Genomic DNA, 16,335 nt, shown 5'->3' on the forward strand with positions numbered 1-16,335 from the left:
CCTACTTCCGCCCGCTCTTTGCCGGCCGCGCCAGCGTCAGGAGCGGGACTTCGCGCTCGGCACGGGTCAGGGAGCCGTGCTGGCCCACCATCTGCAGTGCGGACGGGCTGGCCCTCCGGGTGTCATAGAGGGCAATCGGTTCGCGTGCGGCGACCAGCAGGTCACCGATGCGCGGGAGCACTTCGGGCCGGACCGGGCCGAAGAGCCCGGCGGCCACGGCTTCGTCCCGGGTCATGATCCAGGTCTTGGAACCAAGCGCCCGGCGCCATGCGGCGGCCAGCCGCTCGAGCGTGCCCGACGGCGCATCCGGCTCAAGGTGCAGCTGCACCAGCCGCGGGTCGCCGGCTGTATGCCGGACCCCGTCCACCAGCGCCGGGTCGGCGGAGAAATCGATCCTGTCCGCTGGGGCAGTGTCCACCATCCCGTGGTCGGCCGTGAGCAGCACCAGGGTGTCCTGCGGCAGCTTGGCGGTGAAGCGCTTCAGGGCGGAGTCGAGCTCTTCCAGCGCCCCGCCCCACTCGGAGGACTGTGCTCCGTGCCGGTGCCCGATCTTGTCCAGCTCGTTGAAGTAGAAGTACATCAGCATGCGCTTTTCCGAGGCGAGGGACTCGGAGGCCGCCTGGATCCGGGCATGTATTCCTATGCCGGAGGCGTGGGATCCGCCGCGCAGGGCCGCCTTGGTCATCGCGGAGTCGGCAAACCTCGGCAGGCTGACAGTTGTGACCGGCACGTGCTCGGCTGCCTGTTCCAGGACGGTGGGGAACGGCTGCCACAGCCGGGGATTCACGCCCGGATCCCAGTTCCCCAGCATGTTGACTACCTTGTCCTGTGCCGGGTCCAGTACGTCATAGCCCACCATGCCGTGCTGGCCCGGCGGGAGGCCGGTGCCCAGCGAGGCAAGTGAGGCCGCAGTCGTCGTCGGGAAGGCAGCGGAAAGTGTCCGTCCGCTGTCCAGCAGCGAACGCAGGTAGGGCGCGTGTCCGGCCCGCTGTTTCAGCAGGCTGCGGCCCAGGCCGTCAACCATAACCACACAGACCCGGCGTGCGGCGGGCAGCTCAAGGGTGTTCGTGAAGCCTGGAACCTGCAGTGCTGCTGCTGCGCTGCTGAGGACTTCGGCTACGGAACTGCGTCCGTAGCCGGGCGCTTTCGGAAGCGGTTCGGGAGCGGCGGGAGAGTCCATGCCCCTTACCGCTGGTGGTGGCCGCGGTTGAACCGGCTGCCGATGCCGGGCATCCGCTGCCGGTCAAGGGCGGGGTCCACGGCACGCACGTTCATGGTGTCAGTGTTGACCTTGCGCAGGGCGCGGGCAAAGGCCTTGGCGTTCTGGACAGCCTGGATCCCGTCGGCTTCAGCCGAGACGCGCAGCACGATGTCTTCCTGCGCAATGGTTCCGGTGTAGCCATGGTCGGCTTCGCACTGGGGATCTGCGCAGCCTGCCGGCCCCATGTCCAGCCGCTGTCCCCCGGACCAGGCGATTGCCAGGGTCAGTTCCCGGGCCTGGTCGGACGGCTTATAGTTCTGCGGCTGTGAGTACATATAGCCGAGCACAACCGAACGGATCTGTGTGACGGGCACGGACTCGGTGGAGACCTGGGCCATCATCTGTTCGCCGGCTTCGTCCAGCTGCTGGTCGTCCACGTGGGTGATCACCAGCATGTCCTCGGTGAGGACCAGGACGGTGATATGCCGGTGCACTTCCGTCCGGTCAAAGTGCGTCTCAAGATGGATCAGGTGAGAGAGCGGTTCACGCCCGTCCAGGGCGTCATGCACAACGTCTGCCAGAAGCGTGGGATAGAAGCCTGCGCGCTCCATGGAGGCGTCAAGGCTGCGGCGTTCAGCTGAAAGTAGCGGCGACATGCATCCAGTTTCCCCCAGATTTGCCCTGAGCACCTAAAAAGGCGCGCTGACAGTGCATAACTTCAGGCAGCGCGGGGTTAGTCACGCAGGGCCCGGCGGGCGCTGTCTGTCCGCTGCTGCGGGTTGCCCAGCCGGATATCAGCGCTCAGGACGGTGACTCCCTGCACCGAGACGAGCACGGGATTGATTTCCAGGAGCGCAATTTCCGGGTGCTCGTCCTTCAGCAGCGCCACCTTCGAAATCAGCTCCTCCAGGGCAGCAACGTCCACCTTGGGCAGCCCCTGGTAGCCGAAAAGCCGCCGGGAGGTCCGCGGTGTCCGTACCAGGTCGGCGATGTCCACGTCCGTGAGCGGCGGGATGCCGTGCGCCCAGTCGTCGAGGAGGTTCACCGCGTCCCCCGCAATGCCAAAGGACAGGACCGGGCCCAGCAGCGGATCCTCAATGGCCCGCAGTACGCAGCCCTGGCCGGACGGGGCCATGGACTGCACCTCAAGCTCAAACCGCCCATAGGGCTCCAGCGCCGTCCGCATCTCGGAAATGTTGCTGCGAAGCGACTGTTCAGAGGAGATGTTCAGCCGCACACCGCCGAGGTCCAGGCGATGCCGCAGGTGCTCATCCATGGTCTTGAGCACCACGGGCCAGCCCAGCCGGTTGGCTGCTTCCACTGCCTCATCCTCGCTGCGGAACGGCAGCGAAGGGAGGACGTCAATACCGTAGAAACCCAGCAGCCGCGCAGTCTCGGCAGGCCCAAGGCGCAGCAGCTCGGTGTTGGCCACACGGGCCATCTGTTCCTCAATGAAGGCGTGCGCGGCCTCAGTGTCCACGCCGGCGGGCGAGGTGAAATGGCCGTGTTCCCGTCCGGACCACTCGGTGTAGCGGACCAGCGCGGCCAGGGCAGTGACCGCGGCACCCGGGCTGGCGAAGCACGGCAGCCCGGCAGGCAGCTGCGCATCGGTTCCCGGTTCAGCACCGTCTTCGTCCGCCGCGGCCGGCTGGAGGGCAGCACGCAAGGCCAGGACACCTTCGGTGTGCTGGTTCGGATCCATGATTCCGGTAAACACGGCCACAACCGGCTTCGAAGCCTCCAGTGCGCAGTCCAGCAGCGTCTCCGCCACCGCGTCATTGCTCAGCCCCGCTGAGGGAAGCAGGGTCACGACGGCGGAATGCACTGCTTCGTCAGAGAGAGCCTTCGCCACGGCTTCACGCAGTGCGGGCAGGGCTGCGCTTTGGCCCCGGTCCAGTTCCAGGTCGGTGCGAAGGTGTACGGTATCCAGGTCCAGCGCGACCGCGGCGTCCGCCAGCACCCGGCCCAGCGCTGCGGAGTTGCTGAGGACGGCCAGTCCCCGGCCGCGCGGCAGCGGCTGGCTGCAGGCAATCTGCGCAACATCCATGAGCTGTTCATTGGTGGGGACGCGGATGACTCCGGACTGGCGCAGCATTGCGTCCAGTGCGCCGCGGGGCGCCTGGGTCAGCCGGACAGAGTGCCCCGGGGGCAGCTGCAGCCCGGTGACGTCCGACTTCGCCACGATCACCGGCTTGCTGGTGGCCAGCCGGCGTGCAATTCGGGAGAACTTACGCGGGTTTCCCACTGACTCGAGGTAGAGGCCCACCACTTTCGTGTCCGCGTCGTCTTCCCAGTACTGCATCACGTCGTTGCCGGAGACATCTGCCCGGTTACCGGCGGAAATCGTTGAGGAAAGGCCCAGCCTGCGACGCTGCGCCGCCGCGTACAGCAGCACGCCGATTGCAGCCGACTGGCTGAACAGGCCCAGTCCCCCGCGGCGCGGCAGGGCCGGAGCCATCGAGGCGTTGAGGGAGATTTCAGGACGCGTGTTGATCAGGCCCAGGGACGCCGGGCCGACCACCCGCATGCCGTTGGCCCGGGCGTAGCGCACCAGCCGGCGCTGGCGTGCCAGTCCTGCCTCGCCGTCGTCGAACCCTGCACTGACCACCAGCAGGTGCTTCACTCCGGCGGCAGCGCATTCCTCAGCCACGCGCTGCACCTGGTCATACGGCACGGCGATGACTGCCAGCGAGACGGGCTCGGGGATCTCAGAGATCTTCCCGTAGGAAACCATGCCGGCCAGTTCAAAGGCCTCGGGGTTTACCGCGTAGACGCTGCCGGTGAATCCGCCCTCGACGATGTGTTCCATGAGCTGGTAGCCAACGCTCCCCCACTCACGGCTGGCACCAATCACTGCAATGGACGACGGCGAGAGCAGGTTCGCGACGCTGCGCGCCTCGGCCCGGTGTTCCCGGGCTTCCATCACTGCACGGGATTTCTCGGTGGGGTCAATGTCGAAGTCAAGGGCGATCACGCCGTCGTCGAAAGCCCTGCGGACTTCATAGCCCGCATCGGCAAAGACGCTGAGCATTTTGCGGTTCTCCGGAAGCACCTCGGCACTGAAGCGGCGGATCCCGTTTTCGCGGGCCGCCGCGGCCAGGTGTTCAAGGAGGATCGAGCCGATTCCGCGGCCCTGGTGCTCGTCGGAAATGTTGAAGGCGACCTCGGCCTCGGTGGGGTCGTCCAGGCGGTCATACCGGCCAATGCCCACGATCTCGGTGCCGAGTGTGATGACAAACGCAACGCGATCCCGGTAATCGACGTTGGTAAAGCGCTTCAGCTCGCGGCCGCTCAGTTTAGCCTTGTAAGTGAAGAAACGAAGATAGATGGAGCTCTGGGACTGCCGCATGTGGAATGCCTGCAACGCCTCGGCATCGGCCGGGGAAACCGGGCGGAGATGGCCCGTACCGCCGTCCCGCAACACGACATCAGCTTCCCAATATTCGGGGTATTGTCCCTGCTCCGCCATAGACTCAGCCTAGTGGGCATTTTTTAGAACCCGCCACCGAACCGCCATAAGGCACCAAAACCCACAACCTCAAGGACGCAAGAAATACATGGCCCGGCGCTCCGCCTCCGCACCCACTCCCGGTGAACCAATCGCCGAGAACATCATCGATATAGACGTCACCACCGAGATGGAAGGGTCCTTCCTCGAGTACGCCTACTCGGTGATCTATTCACGTGCCCTGCCGGATGCGCGTGACGGATTGAAGCCGGTGCAGCGCCGCATCCTGTACATGATGTCCGAGATGGGGCTGCGGCCCGACCGTGGCCACGTCAAGAGTGCCCGCGTGGTGGGCGAGGTAATGGGCAAGCTCCACCCGCACGGCGATTCAGCCATCTACGACGCCATGGTCCGGATGGCCCAGGACTGGGCACTACGCCTCCCGCTGATCGACGGGCACGGCAACTTCGGTTCGCTCGACGACGGCCCGGCTGCCTCGCGGTACACCGAGGCCCGCCTTGCCGCTGCGGCGCTGACGCTCACCGACCACCTCGATGAAGACGTGGTGGACTTCGTCCCGAACTACGACAACCAGCTGACCCAGCCGGAGGTGCTGCCGGCTGCGTTCCCGAACCTGCTGGTCAACGGCGCCAGCGGTATTGCCGTTGGCATGGCGACCAACATGGCACCGCACAACCTGGGTGAAGTCATTGCCGCCACCCAGCACCTCATCCGCCACCCCGAGGCAACCCTCGAAGACATCATGCGGTTCGTGCCGGGACCTGACCTGCCCTCCGGCGGCCGGATCGTCGGCCTGGATGGAATCCGCGACGCGTATGCCACCGGGCGCGGTTCGTTCAAGACCCGGGCCAAGGTGGAAGTTGAACAGCTCACCGCCCGCCGCACAGGCCTGGTGGTCACCGAGCTTCCGTACATGGTGGGTCCGGAAAAGGTGATCGAGAAGATCAAGGACGCGGTGACGTCCAAGAAACTCCAGGGCATTTCCGACGTCGTTGACCTGACCGACCGCCAGCACGGTCTCCGCCTGGTCATTGAGCTGAAGAACGGGTTCAATCCCAAGGCTGTCCTGGCCCAGCTCTACCGGTACACGCCGATGGAAGATTCGTTCGGCATCAACAACGTCTCCCTGGTGGACGGCCAGCCCCGGACCCTGGGCCTGGTGGAGCTGCTGCAGGTTTATGCCTCGCACCGCCTCGGCGTGGTCCGGCGCCGCACTGCCTACCGGCTTGGGCGCAAGAAGGACCGGCTGCACCTCGTTGAGGGCCTGCTGATCGCGATCGTCGATATTGACGAGGTCATTCAGGTGATCCGCTCCTCGGAGGAAACGGCCGAGGCCCGGACCCGCCTGATGTCCATCTACGACCTCACTGAAATCCAGGCGAACCACATCCTGGAACTGCGCCTGCGCCAGCTGACCAAGTACTCCCGCCTCGAGCTGGAGAAGGAACAGGAAGAACTCCGCGCTGCCATCGAGGAGCTCCAGGCGATCCTCGATTCCGAAGATCGCCTCCGCGGACTTGTCTGTGACGAGCTGGGCGAAGTCGCTGCCCGGTACGCGACTCCGCGCCGGACCGTGCTGCTGGAGTCCGAAGCCGTGGCGCCGATGGCTTCCGAAGCCGTGGCCGTGAAGGCAGGCAAGGGTGCCAAGGCCGTTCTGCCCCTGCAGATCCCTGACGATCCCTGCTGGGTGATTCTCTCTGCCTCCGGGCAGCTGGCCCGGACCGCCAACCAGGAGCCGCTCGCCGAGGGCGGCCAGCGGACCCGGCATGATGTGTTCCGTTCCGTGGTCGCCACCACCGCCCGCGGTGAAATCGGCGCGGTCACCTCATCCGGCCGCATGATCCGGGTGCAGGTGATGGACATGCCGGCGCTGCCCCCGACCAACGGGCTGCCGAATCTCGCCGGCGGTGTGCCTGCCAAGGACTTCATGACCCTGGCCAAGGGCGAGAAACTGATCGGCATGGTGCCGCTGAACGCCGTGCTGGCCCTCGGTACCCGCAACGGCGTGGTCAAGCGGGTCAATCCCGACTACCCGCTGAACCGGGACGACTGGGAAGCCATCACCCTGAAGCCCAAGGACGAAGTGGTGGGTGCCGCCGTCGCTGCGAACGAGGACGACGAACTCGTCTTCGCCACCCGGGGCGCCCAGCTGCTGCGCTTCCCTGCTTCCGTCGTCCGTCCGCAGGGACGGACCGCCGGCGGTGTGGCCGGCATGAAGCTCAGCGATGGTGACCAGGTCATCTTCTTCGGCGTGGTCCCGGCCGGCGACCCGGACGCCGTCGTGGTCACCGTTGCCTCCGGCACCGAAACCATTCCCGGAACGCCCGGCGGGTCGGTTAAGGTCACCGATTTCTCCGAGTACCCGGCGAAGGGACGTGCAACGGCGGGTGTCCGGGCGCACCGGTTCCTCAAGGGCGAAGATGCGCTCGTGGTGGCCTGGGCCGGGCACGGTCCGGCGAAGGCTGCCGCTGCCAACGGTGTTGCCCGTGCCCTGCCCACCGAGCACGGCCGGCGGGATGGATCGGGTGTGCCCCTGGCGAGCCCGGTCGACCACGTGGGTCCCAGCTTCTAGCCGCGTTAACGCAGTCCGGCCGGGCCTGGCTAACCAGGCCCGGCCGGACTTTTGTCCTGTGGCAGGTTGTTCGTGCTACTTGCCGAAGCTGCGCAGCCGCAGCGAGTTCAGCACAACGAGCACAGAGCTGGCTGCCATGGCTGCGCCGGCGATCATGGGGTTCAGGAGCCCGAAAGCCGCAACCGGGATGCCTACAGCGTTGTAGAAGAAGGCCCAGAACAGGTTGACCTTGATGGTCCGCAGCGTCCGGCGGGAGAGCTCAATTGCCGTCGCCACCTGTCCCAGCGAACTGCCCATGACGGTCAGGTCTGCAGCGGCCATGGCAGCGTCAGTACCCGAACCCATTGCGATGCCAAGGTCGGCCTGGGCCAGTGCCGCGGCGTCGTTCACGCCGTCACCGGCCATTGCCACCGTGGCGCCCTCCGACTGGAACCGGCGGACTGCTTCGACTTTGCCCTCCGGCCGGACGTCTGCGAGCACGTCCCCAGCGGGAATGCCGACTTCCCTGGCTACTGCTGCAGCCACCACGGCGTTGTCCCCCGTGAGGAGAACAGGCCTCAGACCGAGTGCGGAGAGCCGGGCAACAGCTTCCCGCGAACCTTCCTTGATGGTGTCCTGCAGGCTGATCACGCCAGCGGGAACCCCGTCCACAGCCACAACGACGGCGGTGGCTCCGGTTTCCTGTTCGTGCAGGAGCACGTCCTGCGCAGCAGCGTCGAGCAAAATCCCGTTTTCCTGCAGCCAGCCGGGACGGCCTGCGACGACGCTTCGTCCCTCGACCATGCCGCGTACTCCGCCGCCCGGTGAGGACTGGAAGCCGCTGACCGGTGCCAGCCCCGGTCCCTGTTCGGCAGCTGCGGCTATTGCACGTGCGATCGGATGCTCACCGGCATTCTCAAGCGATCCGGCAAGGCGGAGCAGTTCAGTTTCATCTTCGGTGCGGCTGCCCGGCAGCAGGACCGTGCGGGCAACGGAGAGCTTTCCGCTGGTGACCGTCCCGGTCTTGTCCAGCAGGATGGTGTCCACCATGCGGGTGTCCTCAAGGACCTGCGGGCCCTTGATGAGGATGCCAAGCTGGGCTCCGCGGCCGGTACCGGTCAGCAGGCCCACCGGAGTGGCCAGCCCGAGCGCGCAGGGGCACGCAATGACCAGCACGGCAACGGCAGAGGTGAAGGCACCCTGCAGGTCGCCGGTGAGTACCAGCCACAGCACAAAGGTCAGTACGGCAATGGCCAGGACCACGGGCACGAACACGGAACTGATCCGGTCTGCCAGCCTTGCGATCGGAGCCTTGCCGGACTGGGCAGCACTCACCAGTGCGCCCATCTGGGCCAGCGTTGTTTCACTGCCCACGCGGGTAGCGCGGACCAGCAGCCGTCCCGAAGTGTTGACGGTCGCCCCTGTCACGGGATCCCCTGCATGGACTTCCACCGGCAGGGATTCTCCGGTGATAAGGGCAGCGTCAATGGCGGATTCGCCGTCGACCACTATTCCGTCAGTGGCGACCTTCTCCCCCGGACGGACAACGAACACGTCCCCGGGAACCAAATCGCCTGCCGGTATCTTCTCTTCCCGGCCGTCCCGAAGGACTACTGCCTCCTTCGCGCCGAGTGAAAGGAGCGAGGTGAGGGCGTCCGCCGCGCTCGTTTTGGCGCGCGCTTCCAGGAACCGGCCAAGCAGCAGGAAGGTAGTGACCACGGCGGCCACTTCGAAGTAGAGGTGCGCCTCGCTCATCCCCGGATCCGCGGTCAGCGCGGGATCGGCGATCAGCTGCCCCAGGGAGAAGAGGTAGGCCGCGGAGACACCAATGGAGACCAGTGTGTCCATGGTGGAGGCAAGGTGCCGCGCGTTGACCGCCGCCGCCCGGTGGAACGGCCACGCAGACCACAGCACCACGGGAAGGGACAATAGCGCTGCTGCCCATCCCCAGTTGGGGAACGCGAACGCCGGGACCATGGAAATGAGCAGCACGGGAACTGTCAGCACGGCTGCCGTTATCAGGCGGGGCCGCAGTTCGCCGGCAGTGCCGCCGTGGGCCATGTGGTCCTCATGGCCGTTGTGTGCCGGAGTAGCCACGCTTGCCCGGTAACCGGCTGCTTCGACGGTTTCCACCAGCTGCTGGTCGCTGACGCCGGCCGGAACCTTCACCGTGGCTGAGTTGAGCGGAAGGTTGACGCTGGCCTGCACACCGTCAATCTTGGCGAGCTTGCGCTCAACCCTGTTGACGCAGGAGGCACAGGTCATGCCCTGAATGTCCAGCGACACCTCGCGCTCAGCGCCCAGGTGCTGCTGTTCACGGGTTTCCATGATTCTCCTTTCAGCCCACCACGGTGTAGCCGGCTTCTGCCACGGCTTCCCCGAGCAGCTTCGGTTCGATCGGCTCGGCTGAGGTAACGACGGCGGTTGAAACTCCTCCGGCCACCAGGTCCACCCGGACATCCTGTACCCCGCTGACCTCCTTTAGTTCCTCAGTCACCGAGGCAACACAGTGCCCGCAGGTCATTCCGGAAATGTTTAGCTGGGTTTCCATTCTTGGCTCTCCTTGTTCCCGGGCATAAGCCCTGGTTTGTGCTTGGTGGTCGGACAGGGGTTCAGCGAAGCAGCCGTCCGATTGCGTCTGCTGCTTCCTGGACCTTCACATCCACGATTGCGGGATCTCCTGCTGCTTCGGCTTCCCGCGCAGCCGAAACCACGCAGTGCGAAATATGGTCCTGGACCAGGCCCAGGCTCACCGCATGCAGCGCCTTGGTCACGGCTGAAACCTGCGTCAGGACATCGATGCAGTACTTGTCTTCATCAACCATCCGGGCGATTCCCCGAACCTGTCCCTCAATGCGTTTCAGCCGCCGCAGGTACGCCTCCTTGTCACTGGCATAGCCGCGTTCTTCAACAGCATCAACTGAACTGGCATCCACGATTCGACCTCCCGGTAATCTCTGGCAACATCCCCAAGCTATACCCCCTGTAGGTATCAGTCAAGTACCCCCTAGGGGTATCAACCTGACCGGGATCCGGCCGCTGGCGTAAGGTGGGACCCGTGGGAAAGAAAGAGCTGACCAGCGCCGCGGAAGACTATTTGAAAGTCATCTGGACGGCCCAGGAGTGGACCGATGCGCCGGTCACGGTATCGGCGCTCTCCGCCCATCTTGGATTCTCCGCTTCTTCGGTCTCGGAGGCGGTCAAGAAACTGGCTGCGCAGGGGTTCCTGACCCACGCACGCTATGGTTCCGTTTCCCTCACCCCGGCCGGCGAGCAGGCCGCCGTCAACATGGTGCGGCGCCACCGGCTGATCGAAACCTTCCTGGTGGAATATCTCGGTTACGGCTGGGACGAGGTGCATGATGAGGCAGAGAACCTCGAACACGCCGTCTCAGACAAGATGGTGGAAGCCCTCGCCGTCAGGTTGGGCCATCCGGTCCGCGACCCGCACGGGGATCCAATTCCCGCCCGCGACGGCAGCCTGCCGGCCCTGGACGCGTCCCGTCTTAGCCATAGCGAACCGGGTACCATGCTGCGGATTGCCCGGGTGTCAGACAACAATCCGGAGCTGCTCCGGTATCTGGGCGGCATGGGTCTTGGACTGGACACAGAGATCAGCGTCCTTGAACGGCAGGCCTATGCGGGCACCCTTACGTTGGAGCGCTCGGGAGACCGGGTGGAGCTCGGCCTCCCGGCCGCAGAGGCGATCTGGGTAGTGCAGGCCTAGGCCGGCTCAGCATCTAGCGGGAGGTCATAGACGATCTGCCGGCTGACGGGCGTATATCCCAGCTGCTCGTAGATCCGCAGCGCCCCGGAGGGGTTCTCCGTATCCACGCCCAGACCGGCGTTCTGCATCCCCGAAGCACGGAAACGCCGCATGGCTTCGGCCAGCATGGCAGGGGCAATTCCCATGCCCCGCCAGTCCCGCAGCACCCCGAGCAGCTCGGTGTAACCCTCCGAGTAGCCGAATATCTCCGGCGACTCGGGGTCGTAGCTGGCCAGCTGGTATGCAGCGATTCCGCCGGAGGACTTCTCAATCACTACGAAACTCCAGTCGCGGCGGAACTGGGGATGGCCCACCGTGAAGCGCCAGCTCTGCTCATCCCGGGGCTCGCTGCCCCAGTGGTCCAGGAAGGCCTCGTTGTGCGCCACGCGCAGGCGCTCGGAGATCTCATCAGAAAAGGTCTGGAACTCCATTCCCTCGGGCAGCCGCGCATCCGGCAACCCGTCGGAGAGCGGCCTGGTCATTTCGGTGAAGTACCGGGAAACCCGGGCCCCGGCCGACTCGAGCATGGCAACGTGGGAGGGGTTGTCCGCCTCCGCATAGCTCCGCAGCAGCGGCTGCTCGTCGCTCTTCCTGTCCTGGACCCGTGCCCGGGCGCGGTCCGCCTGCCAGCGGTACACGGCCGTGCCGATGCCGCGGCGGCGCCACGCAGGATCCACCCCGCCAAACCCGATGACGCGGACTGAGTCCGGGTTCAGGTTGACCAGTCCGAAAGCCCTCGGAACGCCGTCGGAATCGACTCCCAGCAGCGAGTCCTGCCCCGGATCGTTATTGGCGCGGTCCAGCGCGTGCTCCAGGTCTGCGCGTTCCTCTGACCAGCCGGGTTTGTCTGCCTCAGCAATCCGGCGGGTCAGGGCATACCAGTCATCCAGGTCGGCGTGCGTGATGGGACGCCATGCCAGCCGTGTCTGCGGTCCGGGCAGCTGCACTGTGCTTGAAAAGGCCATGGCCCCTAGCGTAGGGCAAGGCTGCTTTCCGCTGCACCCAGCTCAAGCCGCCGGCTGCACCAGGCGGCGTCGGCCGGGTTATGGGTCACCACGACCACCGTCTTGCCGGCCAGGCCTACACTGAGGTCGGCCATCAGCTGCCGCCCCGCCGGCGGATCAAGGTGCGCCGTGGGCTCATCCAGGAGCACCACGTCAGCCTCCGTCAGGAGCGCGCGCGCGACGGCCAGCCGCTGGCGCTGCCCGCCGGAGAGCAGGTGCCCCCCGTTGCCGATGCGGGTGTTGATGCCGTCCTCGAGTTCCGCGGTCAAGCTGCCCAGTCCCACGGCATCGAGCGCCGCGAGCATTTCGGCCTCACTGGGGGCCTTTGAACGGTCGCGGGCCAGAAGCAGGTTTCCGCGCAGGGTCGAATCGAAGAGGTGCGCTTCCTGCGGGCACCACGCCATCCCGCGGTTTTCACGGCTGAAGCTCGATGCCGGCTGCCCGCCGATGCTGAAGGTTCCGGCCTGGGGCTCCAGGAAACCGAGAAGCACACCGAGCAGGGTGGACTTGCCGCTGCCGGAGGGGCCCGTAACGGCCAGCCAGTCCCCGGGCTCCAGGTGCAGGTCGACCCCGGAAAGAACGTCGCGGGATCCGCCCGGATACCGGTAGCGGATGCCGGAGAGCTCGATGGCACCCGGGCGCGGCGGGCGGGCCTGCGCCCCGGGGTCCGCCCCGGGGTCAACGGAGTCCGAGCCAAGATCCGGGAGCACCTTGTCTCCCAGCACCTGCCAGGCCGTGAACTGCTGGATGGAGCCGTTGACGGCGGCGAAGCATTCAAGCAGGGCAAGCTGCATAAGGACGATCACCGCGGCGACCGTGGCGGGAACGTTCTGCGCCACGGTGAGGATCCAGAGGGCCGATCCGGCGCACGCGAGTGCGGTGAGGGCGTTGGCCAGCCCCTGGGCCCAGGCGCTGCGGCGTGCGGCATCGGCAGCGGCAGCATCCAGGAGCCGCTGCCGGGTGACCACTGGTGTGGAGGAGGAATTTGCCTCCAGGTCCCGTGCGGCTGTCAGCAGTTTAGCCATGGATGCCATCGCCTTTGACTGCAGTGTCACAGTCCGGGCGCGTGCTGCGGAGTCCGCCCACAGCGCTACGGCCGGTGCGGCGATAAGACCCACCAGGCAAAGCCCAACCTGGATCCAGAGCGCTTCCGGTATCAGCAGCCCGGTGGCGACGCAGGCCGCGATCGATGTGACGAAGGCAGTAAGCGGTGCGAAGACGACGCGCGGCGCAATGTCGCGCAGTTCATCGACGTCGCCCACCAGGCGTTCCAGCGCTCCCCCGCCGCGCGCCAGCCGGCGCCAGCCTTCGGGACGGTTTAGGAGCCCGTTCCAGAGCCGGATGCGGATGGAGTTGGTGGCGCGGAAGACCGCGTCATGCAGGTGCAGCCGCTCCCGGTAACGCAGGACGGCGCGGCCAATGCCGAAGAACCGCACTCCCACAATGGCCGTGAGCAGGTAAAGGATAGGGGGCTGCTCTGCGGCACGGACAATCAGCCAGCCGGAGAGGGCGCTGAGGGCAACGGCAAACACCGTCGCCCCGGTCCCGTAGGCCAGTGCCTTCAGGAACTGCGGGCTCCAGGGCCGAAGCACCAGGAGGTTCTTCCACAGCGGCTGGTGCCCTGGCGCCTCCTGCGGTGCGGACCCGGCGAAATCCACGGGCAGCACCTGTTCGGCAGGGACGTATTCCTCCTGCGGAGGTACTGGATCCAGGTCGCGGCCGGAGCCGCCCACGGCAATCACCGTATCGGCGATGGCCGCTGTGCGGCGGTCGTGTGCCACCAGCAGGACGGTGCACCGGGAGCGCAGCCGGGCAAGTGCCGTCCGGACTGCTGCGGCACTTGATTCATCAAGGTGCGCCGTGGGCTCGTCGGCGAGCAGGACCCGGACGCCGGGAACGTTGTATATCCGGGCAAGGGCCCGGGCCACGGCGACGCGGCGCTGTTCACCGGGGCTGAGGTCTGCGGTGTGGGCGTCGAGCAGGTGCAGCGAGTTGATGTCTGCCAGTGCCTGCTCTGCTGCAGCACGCTGGGCCCCTGGATCGGAAAGACCGGAGTAAAGCCCGATTTCGGCGGCGACAGTGTCTTCCACCAATACGGGGTGCTGCGGAATCCAGGCGATTCGGTCCCGGTCCACTCCCCTGGCTTCACCGCTGACCTGTGCTTCATCGCCGTCGCGCCGCAGACCTGCCAGCACTTCCAGCACCGTGGTCTTGCCGCAGCCGCTCGGCCCGGTCAGCGCGGCGATGCTTCCGGCCGGGAGTGCGAAGGACAGGTCCTGCAGGACGGCCTCGGGCCGCCCGGGGTAATGCACGGTCAGGCCGCGCACTGCAACACTGCCGTCCTCCTGCCGGCCGGGTTCTCCGGTGCCGGTTTCCGCCAGCGGACGGGCCGCCGGCGCCTCCAGGACGCTGTTCGTCCGTTTCAGGGCTTCCAGTCCATCCTCGCTGGAGTGGTGGGCGGTGCCCAGATCCCTGAGCGGCTGGTAGCACTCCGGCGCCAGGATCAGCGCCAGCAGGCCGACCTCGAGTGACATGTCCCCGTGAACCAGCCGGACGCCGATGAACACTGCCACCACTGCCACGGAGATGGTTGCGATGAGTTCCAGTGCCAGCGAGGACATAAACGCCACACGCAGGGTTTGGAGCGTGGTAGTGCGGTAGCGGTCGGCTACGTCGCGCAGCGCACGGGTCTGTGCACGGGCACGTCCCAGCCCCACCAGCACGGGCAGGCCCTTTGCCAGTTCCAGCATGTTGTCCGACAACCGGTTCAGGGCATCGATGGCCTTGGCCGTTTTGTCGCCGGTGTGGAGCCCAATGAGCACCATGAACACAGGTACCAGCGGCACGGTCAGGACAATAACGACGGCACTGACCCAGTCGGCGGCAAGGATGCGGACGCCGATCAGCAGGGGCAGCACGGCACAGGTGACAAGGGCCGGCAGGTACTTGGCGTAGTAGTTGTCCAGGCCGTCGAGTCCACGGGTCAGCAGGACGCTCAGCGCTCCGCTGCCCATCCCGGGCACACTCCCGCCGTCGGCCAGCACCCGGTCAGTCAACTGGCCGCGCAGCTCATCCTTGACACCCGCCGCGGCACGCTGGGCAACGGTGTCCTGCGCCCAGATGGCAAGGGAGCGCAGGAGAGCACCGGTGATGCCCGTGGCTGCCACGTAGCCCCAGTCCGGTCCGTCCGCAGCCAGCCCGGCAATGCCGGCGGCCACTCCGGAGGCCAGAAGCACGAGCGCCAGTGCCTTCACTGCGGCGATGAGCCCCAGCAGGTACAGTGCCCGGCGGCTGGTGGCACTGACAGGAAGGACCGGCTTCACTGGACCTTCACCTTGTGCACGGCGGGGATGGACTCAGCGGTGACGCGCTTGCGGAATACCCAGTAGGTCCAGCCCTGGTAGAGCAGCACAATGGGCAGGCCGAATACGGATACCCAGGTCATCACCTTGAGCGTGTACGGGCTGGAGGAAGCGTTGTCCACCGTCAGGTTCCACGCTGCGTCAAGCGAGGACGGAAGGACCACGGGGTACATGGCCGCGAAGATTGAAACCGCGCCAAAGAGAAGGAATGCGCCCAGTGCTGCGAAGGACAGCGCTTCCCTGCCCCTGAAGGCCATGAGCCAGGCAACCACCAGGGCAACCACGGCAACGGCCAGCGGGATCAGGGACATCAGCTCGCCGCTGGTGAACTGCACGCCGATGGCCCAGACAGCCAGAGGCAGCACACCAACAGGCAGCCAGCGCACGACGGCGCGGCGGGCCCGGGCGCGGATCTCGCCGTCGGTCTTGAGCATCAGGAAGGCGCACGCGTGCACCAGGGCAAAACCAACCACGGCGAGGCCGCCCAGGACGGCCCAGGGGGTCAGCCACGCGAAGGCGCCGCCCACGCGGTCGCCGTTCTCATTCAGCGGCAGGCCCGTGGAGGTAAGGGCCAGTGCCGCGCCGACGCCGAAGGCGCTCACAAAGGAGCCGAGGGCCATGGCCCAGTCCCAGCGGTTGCGCCAGCGGTCGGAGTCCCGCTTGCCGCGGTATTCGATGGAAACGGCGCGGAAGATCAAGCCGAGGAGCACCAGGGTCAGCGGCAGGTAGAGCGCGGAGAACAGTGCCGCGTACCAGAAGGGGAAGGCTGCGAAGGTCATCGCGCCTGCGGTGATGAGCCAGACCTCGTTGCCGTCCCAGACAGGGCCGATGGTGTTGAGCAGTACGCGCCGCTCGCGCTCATTGCGGGCGAAGAGCTTCATCAGCATGCCCACGCCCAGGTCGAACCCTTCCAGGAAGAGGTAGCCAACCCACAGGAACGCAATAACAATGAACCAGAATGTTGGAAGCGTCATGTTCTTCC

At 66.3% G+C, this 16,335-nt stretch carries 11 protein-coding genes; 2 read left to right on the forward strand and 9 right to left on the reverse strand.

Going from position 1 to position 16,335, the window contains the following annotated elements; translation table 11 throughout:
- Position 1: 1 nt before the first annotated feature.
- The 3 genes from AO716_RS13835 to AO716_RS13845 all read right to left on the reverse strand — a co-directional run bounded on the left by AO716_RS13835 (position 2) and on the right by AO716_RS13845 (position 4,670).
- Positions 2–1,180, reverse strand: a complete 1,179-nt coding sequence (locus AO716_RS13835; RefSeq protein ID WP_055241663.1) for an alkaline phosphatase family protein — start codon at positions 1,178–1,180, stop codon at positions 2–4.
- A 5-nt stretch (positions 1,181–1,185) separates the two neighbouring features.
- The gene (locus AO716_RS13840) at positions 1,186–1,857 is read right to left on the reverse strand and encodes a DUF5998 family protein (RefSeq protein ID WP_055241665.1); all 672 of its coding nucleotides are present in this window, start codon (positions 1,855–1,857) and stop codon (positions 1,186–1,188) included.
- Positions 1,858–1,934: 77 nt separating this feature from the next.
- Positions 1,935–4,670, reverse strand: coding sequence for a bifunctional GNAT family N-acetyltransferase/acetate--CoA ligase family protein (locus AO716_RS13845; protein WP_055241667.1), 2,736 nt, complete (start codon positions 4,668–4,670; stop codon positions 1,935–1,937).
- Positions 4,671–4,758: 88 nt separating this feature from the next.
- On the opposite strand from AO716_RS13845, the gene AO716_RS13850 reads away from it, so the two are divergent.
- Positions 4,759–7,242, forward strand: coding sequence for a DNA topoisomerase (ATP-hydrolyzing) subunit A (locus AO716_RS13850; protein ID WP_055241670.1), 2,484 nt, complete (start codon positions 4,759–4,761; stop codon positions 7,240–7,242).
- Between the two features lie 75 nt (positions 7,243–7,317).
- Here the strand turns inward: AO716_RS13850 and AO716_RS13855 are convergent, their stop codons facing one another.
- The 3 genes from AO716_RS13855 to AO716_RS13865 all read right to left on the reverse strand — a co-directional run bounded on the left by AO716_RS13855 (position 7,318) and on the right by AO716_RS13865 (position 10,157).
- A complete protein-coding gene (locus AO716_RS13855; RefSeq protein WP_055241672.1) occupies positions 7,318–9,549 on the reverse strand; it encodes a heavy metal translocating P-type ATPase in 2,232 nt (743 codons plus the stop codon).
- A 10-nt stretch (positions 9,550–9,559) separates the two neighbouring features.
- A complete protein-coding gene (locus tag AO716_RS13860) occupies positions 9,560–9,772 on the reverse strand; it encodes a heavy-metal-associated domain-containing protein (RefSeq protein ID WP_055241674.1) in 213 nt (70 codons plus the stop codon).
- A gap of 61 nt (positions 9,773–9,833) precedes the next feature.
- A complete protein-coding gene (locus tag AO716_RS13865) occupies positions 9,834–10,157 on the reverse strand; it encodes a metal-sensitive transcriptional regulator (RefSeq protein ID WP_152969967.1) in 324 nt (107 codons plus the stop codon).
- A gap of 122 nt (positions 10,158–10,279) precedes the next feature.
- Between AO716_RS13865 and AO716_RS13870 the strand changes: the two genes are divergently transcribed.
- Positions 10,280–10,948 carry a metal-dependent transcriptional regulator gene (locus AO716_RS13870; protein WP_200907627.1) on the forward strand — a complete coding sequence of 223 codons (669 nt, stop codon included), beginning with the start codon at positions 10,280–10,282 and terminating at the stop codon, positions 10,946–10,948.
- Here the strand turns inward: AO716_RS13870 and AO716_RS13875 are convergent.
- The 3 genes from AO716_RS13875 to cydB are packed head-to-tail and all read right to left on the reverse strand — an operon-like array spanning position 10,945 to position 16,327.
- Positions 10,945–11,952 (reverse strand): GNAT family N-acetyltransferase, encoded by a 1,008-nt coding sequence (locus tag AO716_RS13875; RefSeq protein WP_082413565.1) that lies wholly within the window; start codon positions 11,950–11,952, stop codon positions 10,945–10,947. The genes AO716_RS13870 and AO716_RS13875 overlap by 4 nt on opposite strands.
- A 5-nt stretch (positions 11,953–11,957) precedes the next feature.
- Positions 11,958–15,314: a thiol reductant ABC exporter subunit CydD gene (gene cydD, locus AO716_RS13880; RefSeq protein WP_055241681.1), complete on the reverse strand. Its 3,357-nt coding sequence runs from the start codon at positions 15,312–15,314 to the stop codon at positions 11,958–11,960.
- On the reverse strand, positions 15,311–16,327 hold the full coding sequence (gene cydB, locus AO716_RS13885; RefSeq protein WP_055241683.1) for a cytochrome d ubiquinol oxidase subunit II: 1,017 nt from the start codon (positions 16,325–16,327) through the stop codon (positions 15,311–15,313). Before cydB ends, cydD begins: the two co-directional genes overlap by 4 nt.
- Positions 16,328–16,335: the final 8 nt, after the last annotated feature.

The sequence above is a fragment of the Arthrobacter sp. Edens01 genome, assembly GCF_001307035.1.
Classification (GTDB): Bacteria; Actinomycetota; Actinomycetes; order Actinomycetales; family Micrococcaceae; genus Arthrobacter_B.

Bases quoted from the DNA above. Each gene is read 5' to 3' on its own strand.
- AO716_RS13835 (WP_055241663.1), bottom strand. From the start codon at position 1,180: ATGGACTCTCCCGCCGCTCCCGAACCGCTTCCGAAAGCGCCCGGCTAC.
- AO716_RS13840 (WP_055241665.1), bottom strand. From the start codon at position 1,857: ATGTCGCCGCTACTTTCAGCTGAACGCCGCAGCCTTGACGCCTCCATG.
- AO716_RS13845 (WP_055241667.1), bottom strand. From the start codon at position 4,670: ATGGCGGAGCAGGGACAATACCCCGAATATTGGGAAGCTGATGTCGTG.
- AO716_RS13850 (WP_055241670.1), top strand. From the start codon at position 4,759: ATGGCCCGGCGCTCCGCCTCCGCACCCACTCCCGGTGAACCAATCGCC.
- AO716_RS13855 (WP_055241672.1), bottom strand. From the start codon at position 9,549: ATGGAAACCCGTGAACAGCAGCACCTGGGCGCTGAGCGCGAGGTGTCG.
- AO716_RS13860 (WP_055241674.1), bottom strand. From the start codon at position 9,772: ATGGAAACCCAGCTAAACATTTCCGGAATGACCTGCGGGCACTGTGTT.
- AO716_RS13875 (WP_082413565.1), bottom strand. From the start codon at position 11,952: ATGGCCTTTTCAAGCACAGTGCAGCTGCCCGGACCGCAGACACGGCTG.
- cydB (WP_055241683.1), bottom strand. From the start codon at position 16,327: ATGACGCTTCCAACATTCTGGTTCATTGTTATTGCGTTCCTGTGGGTT.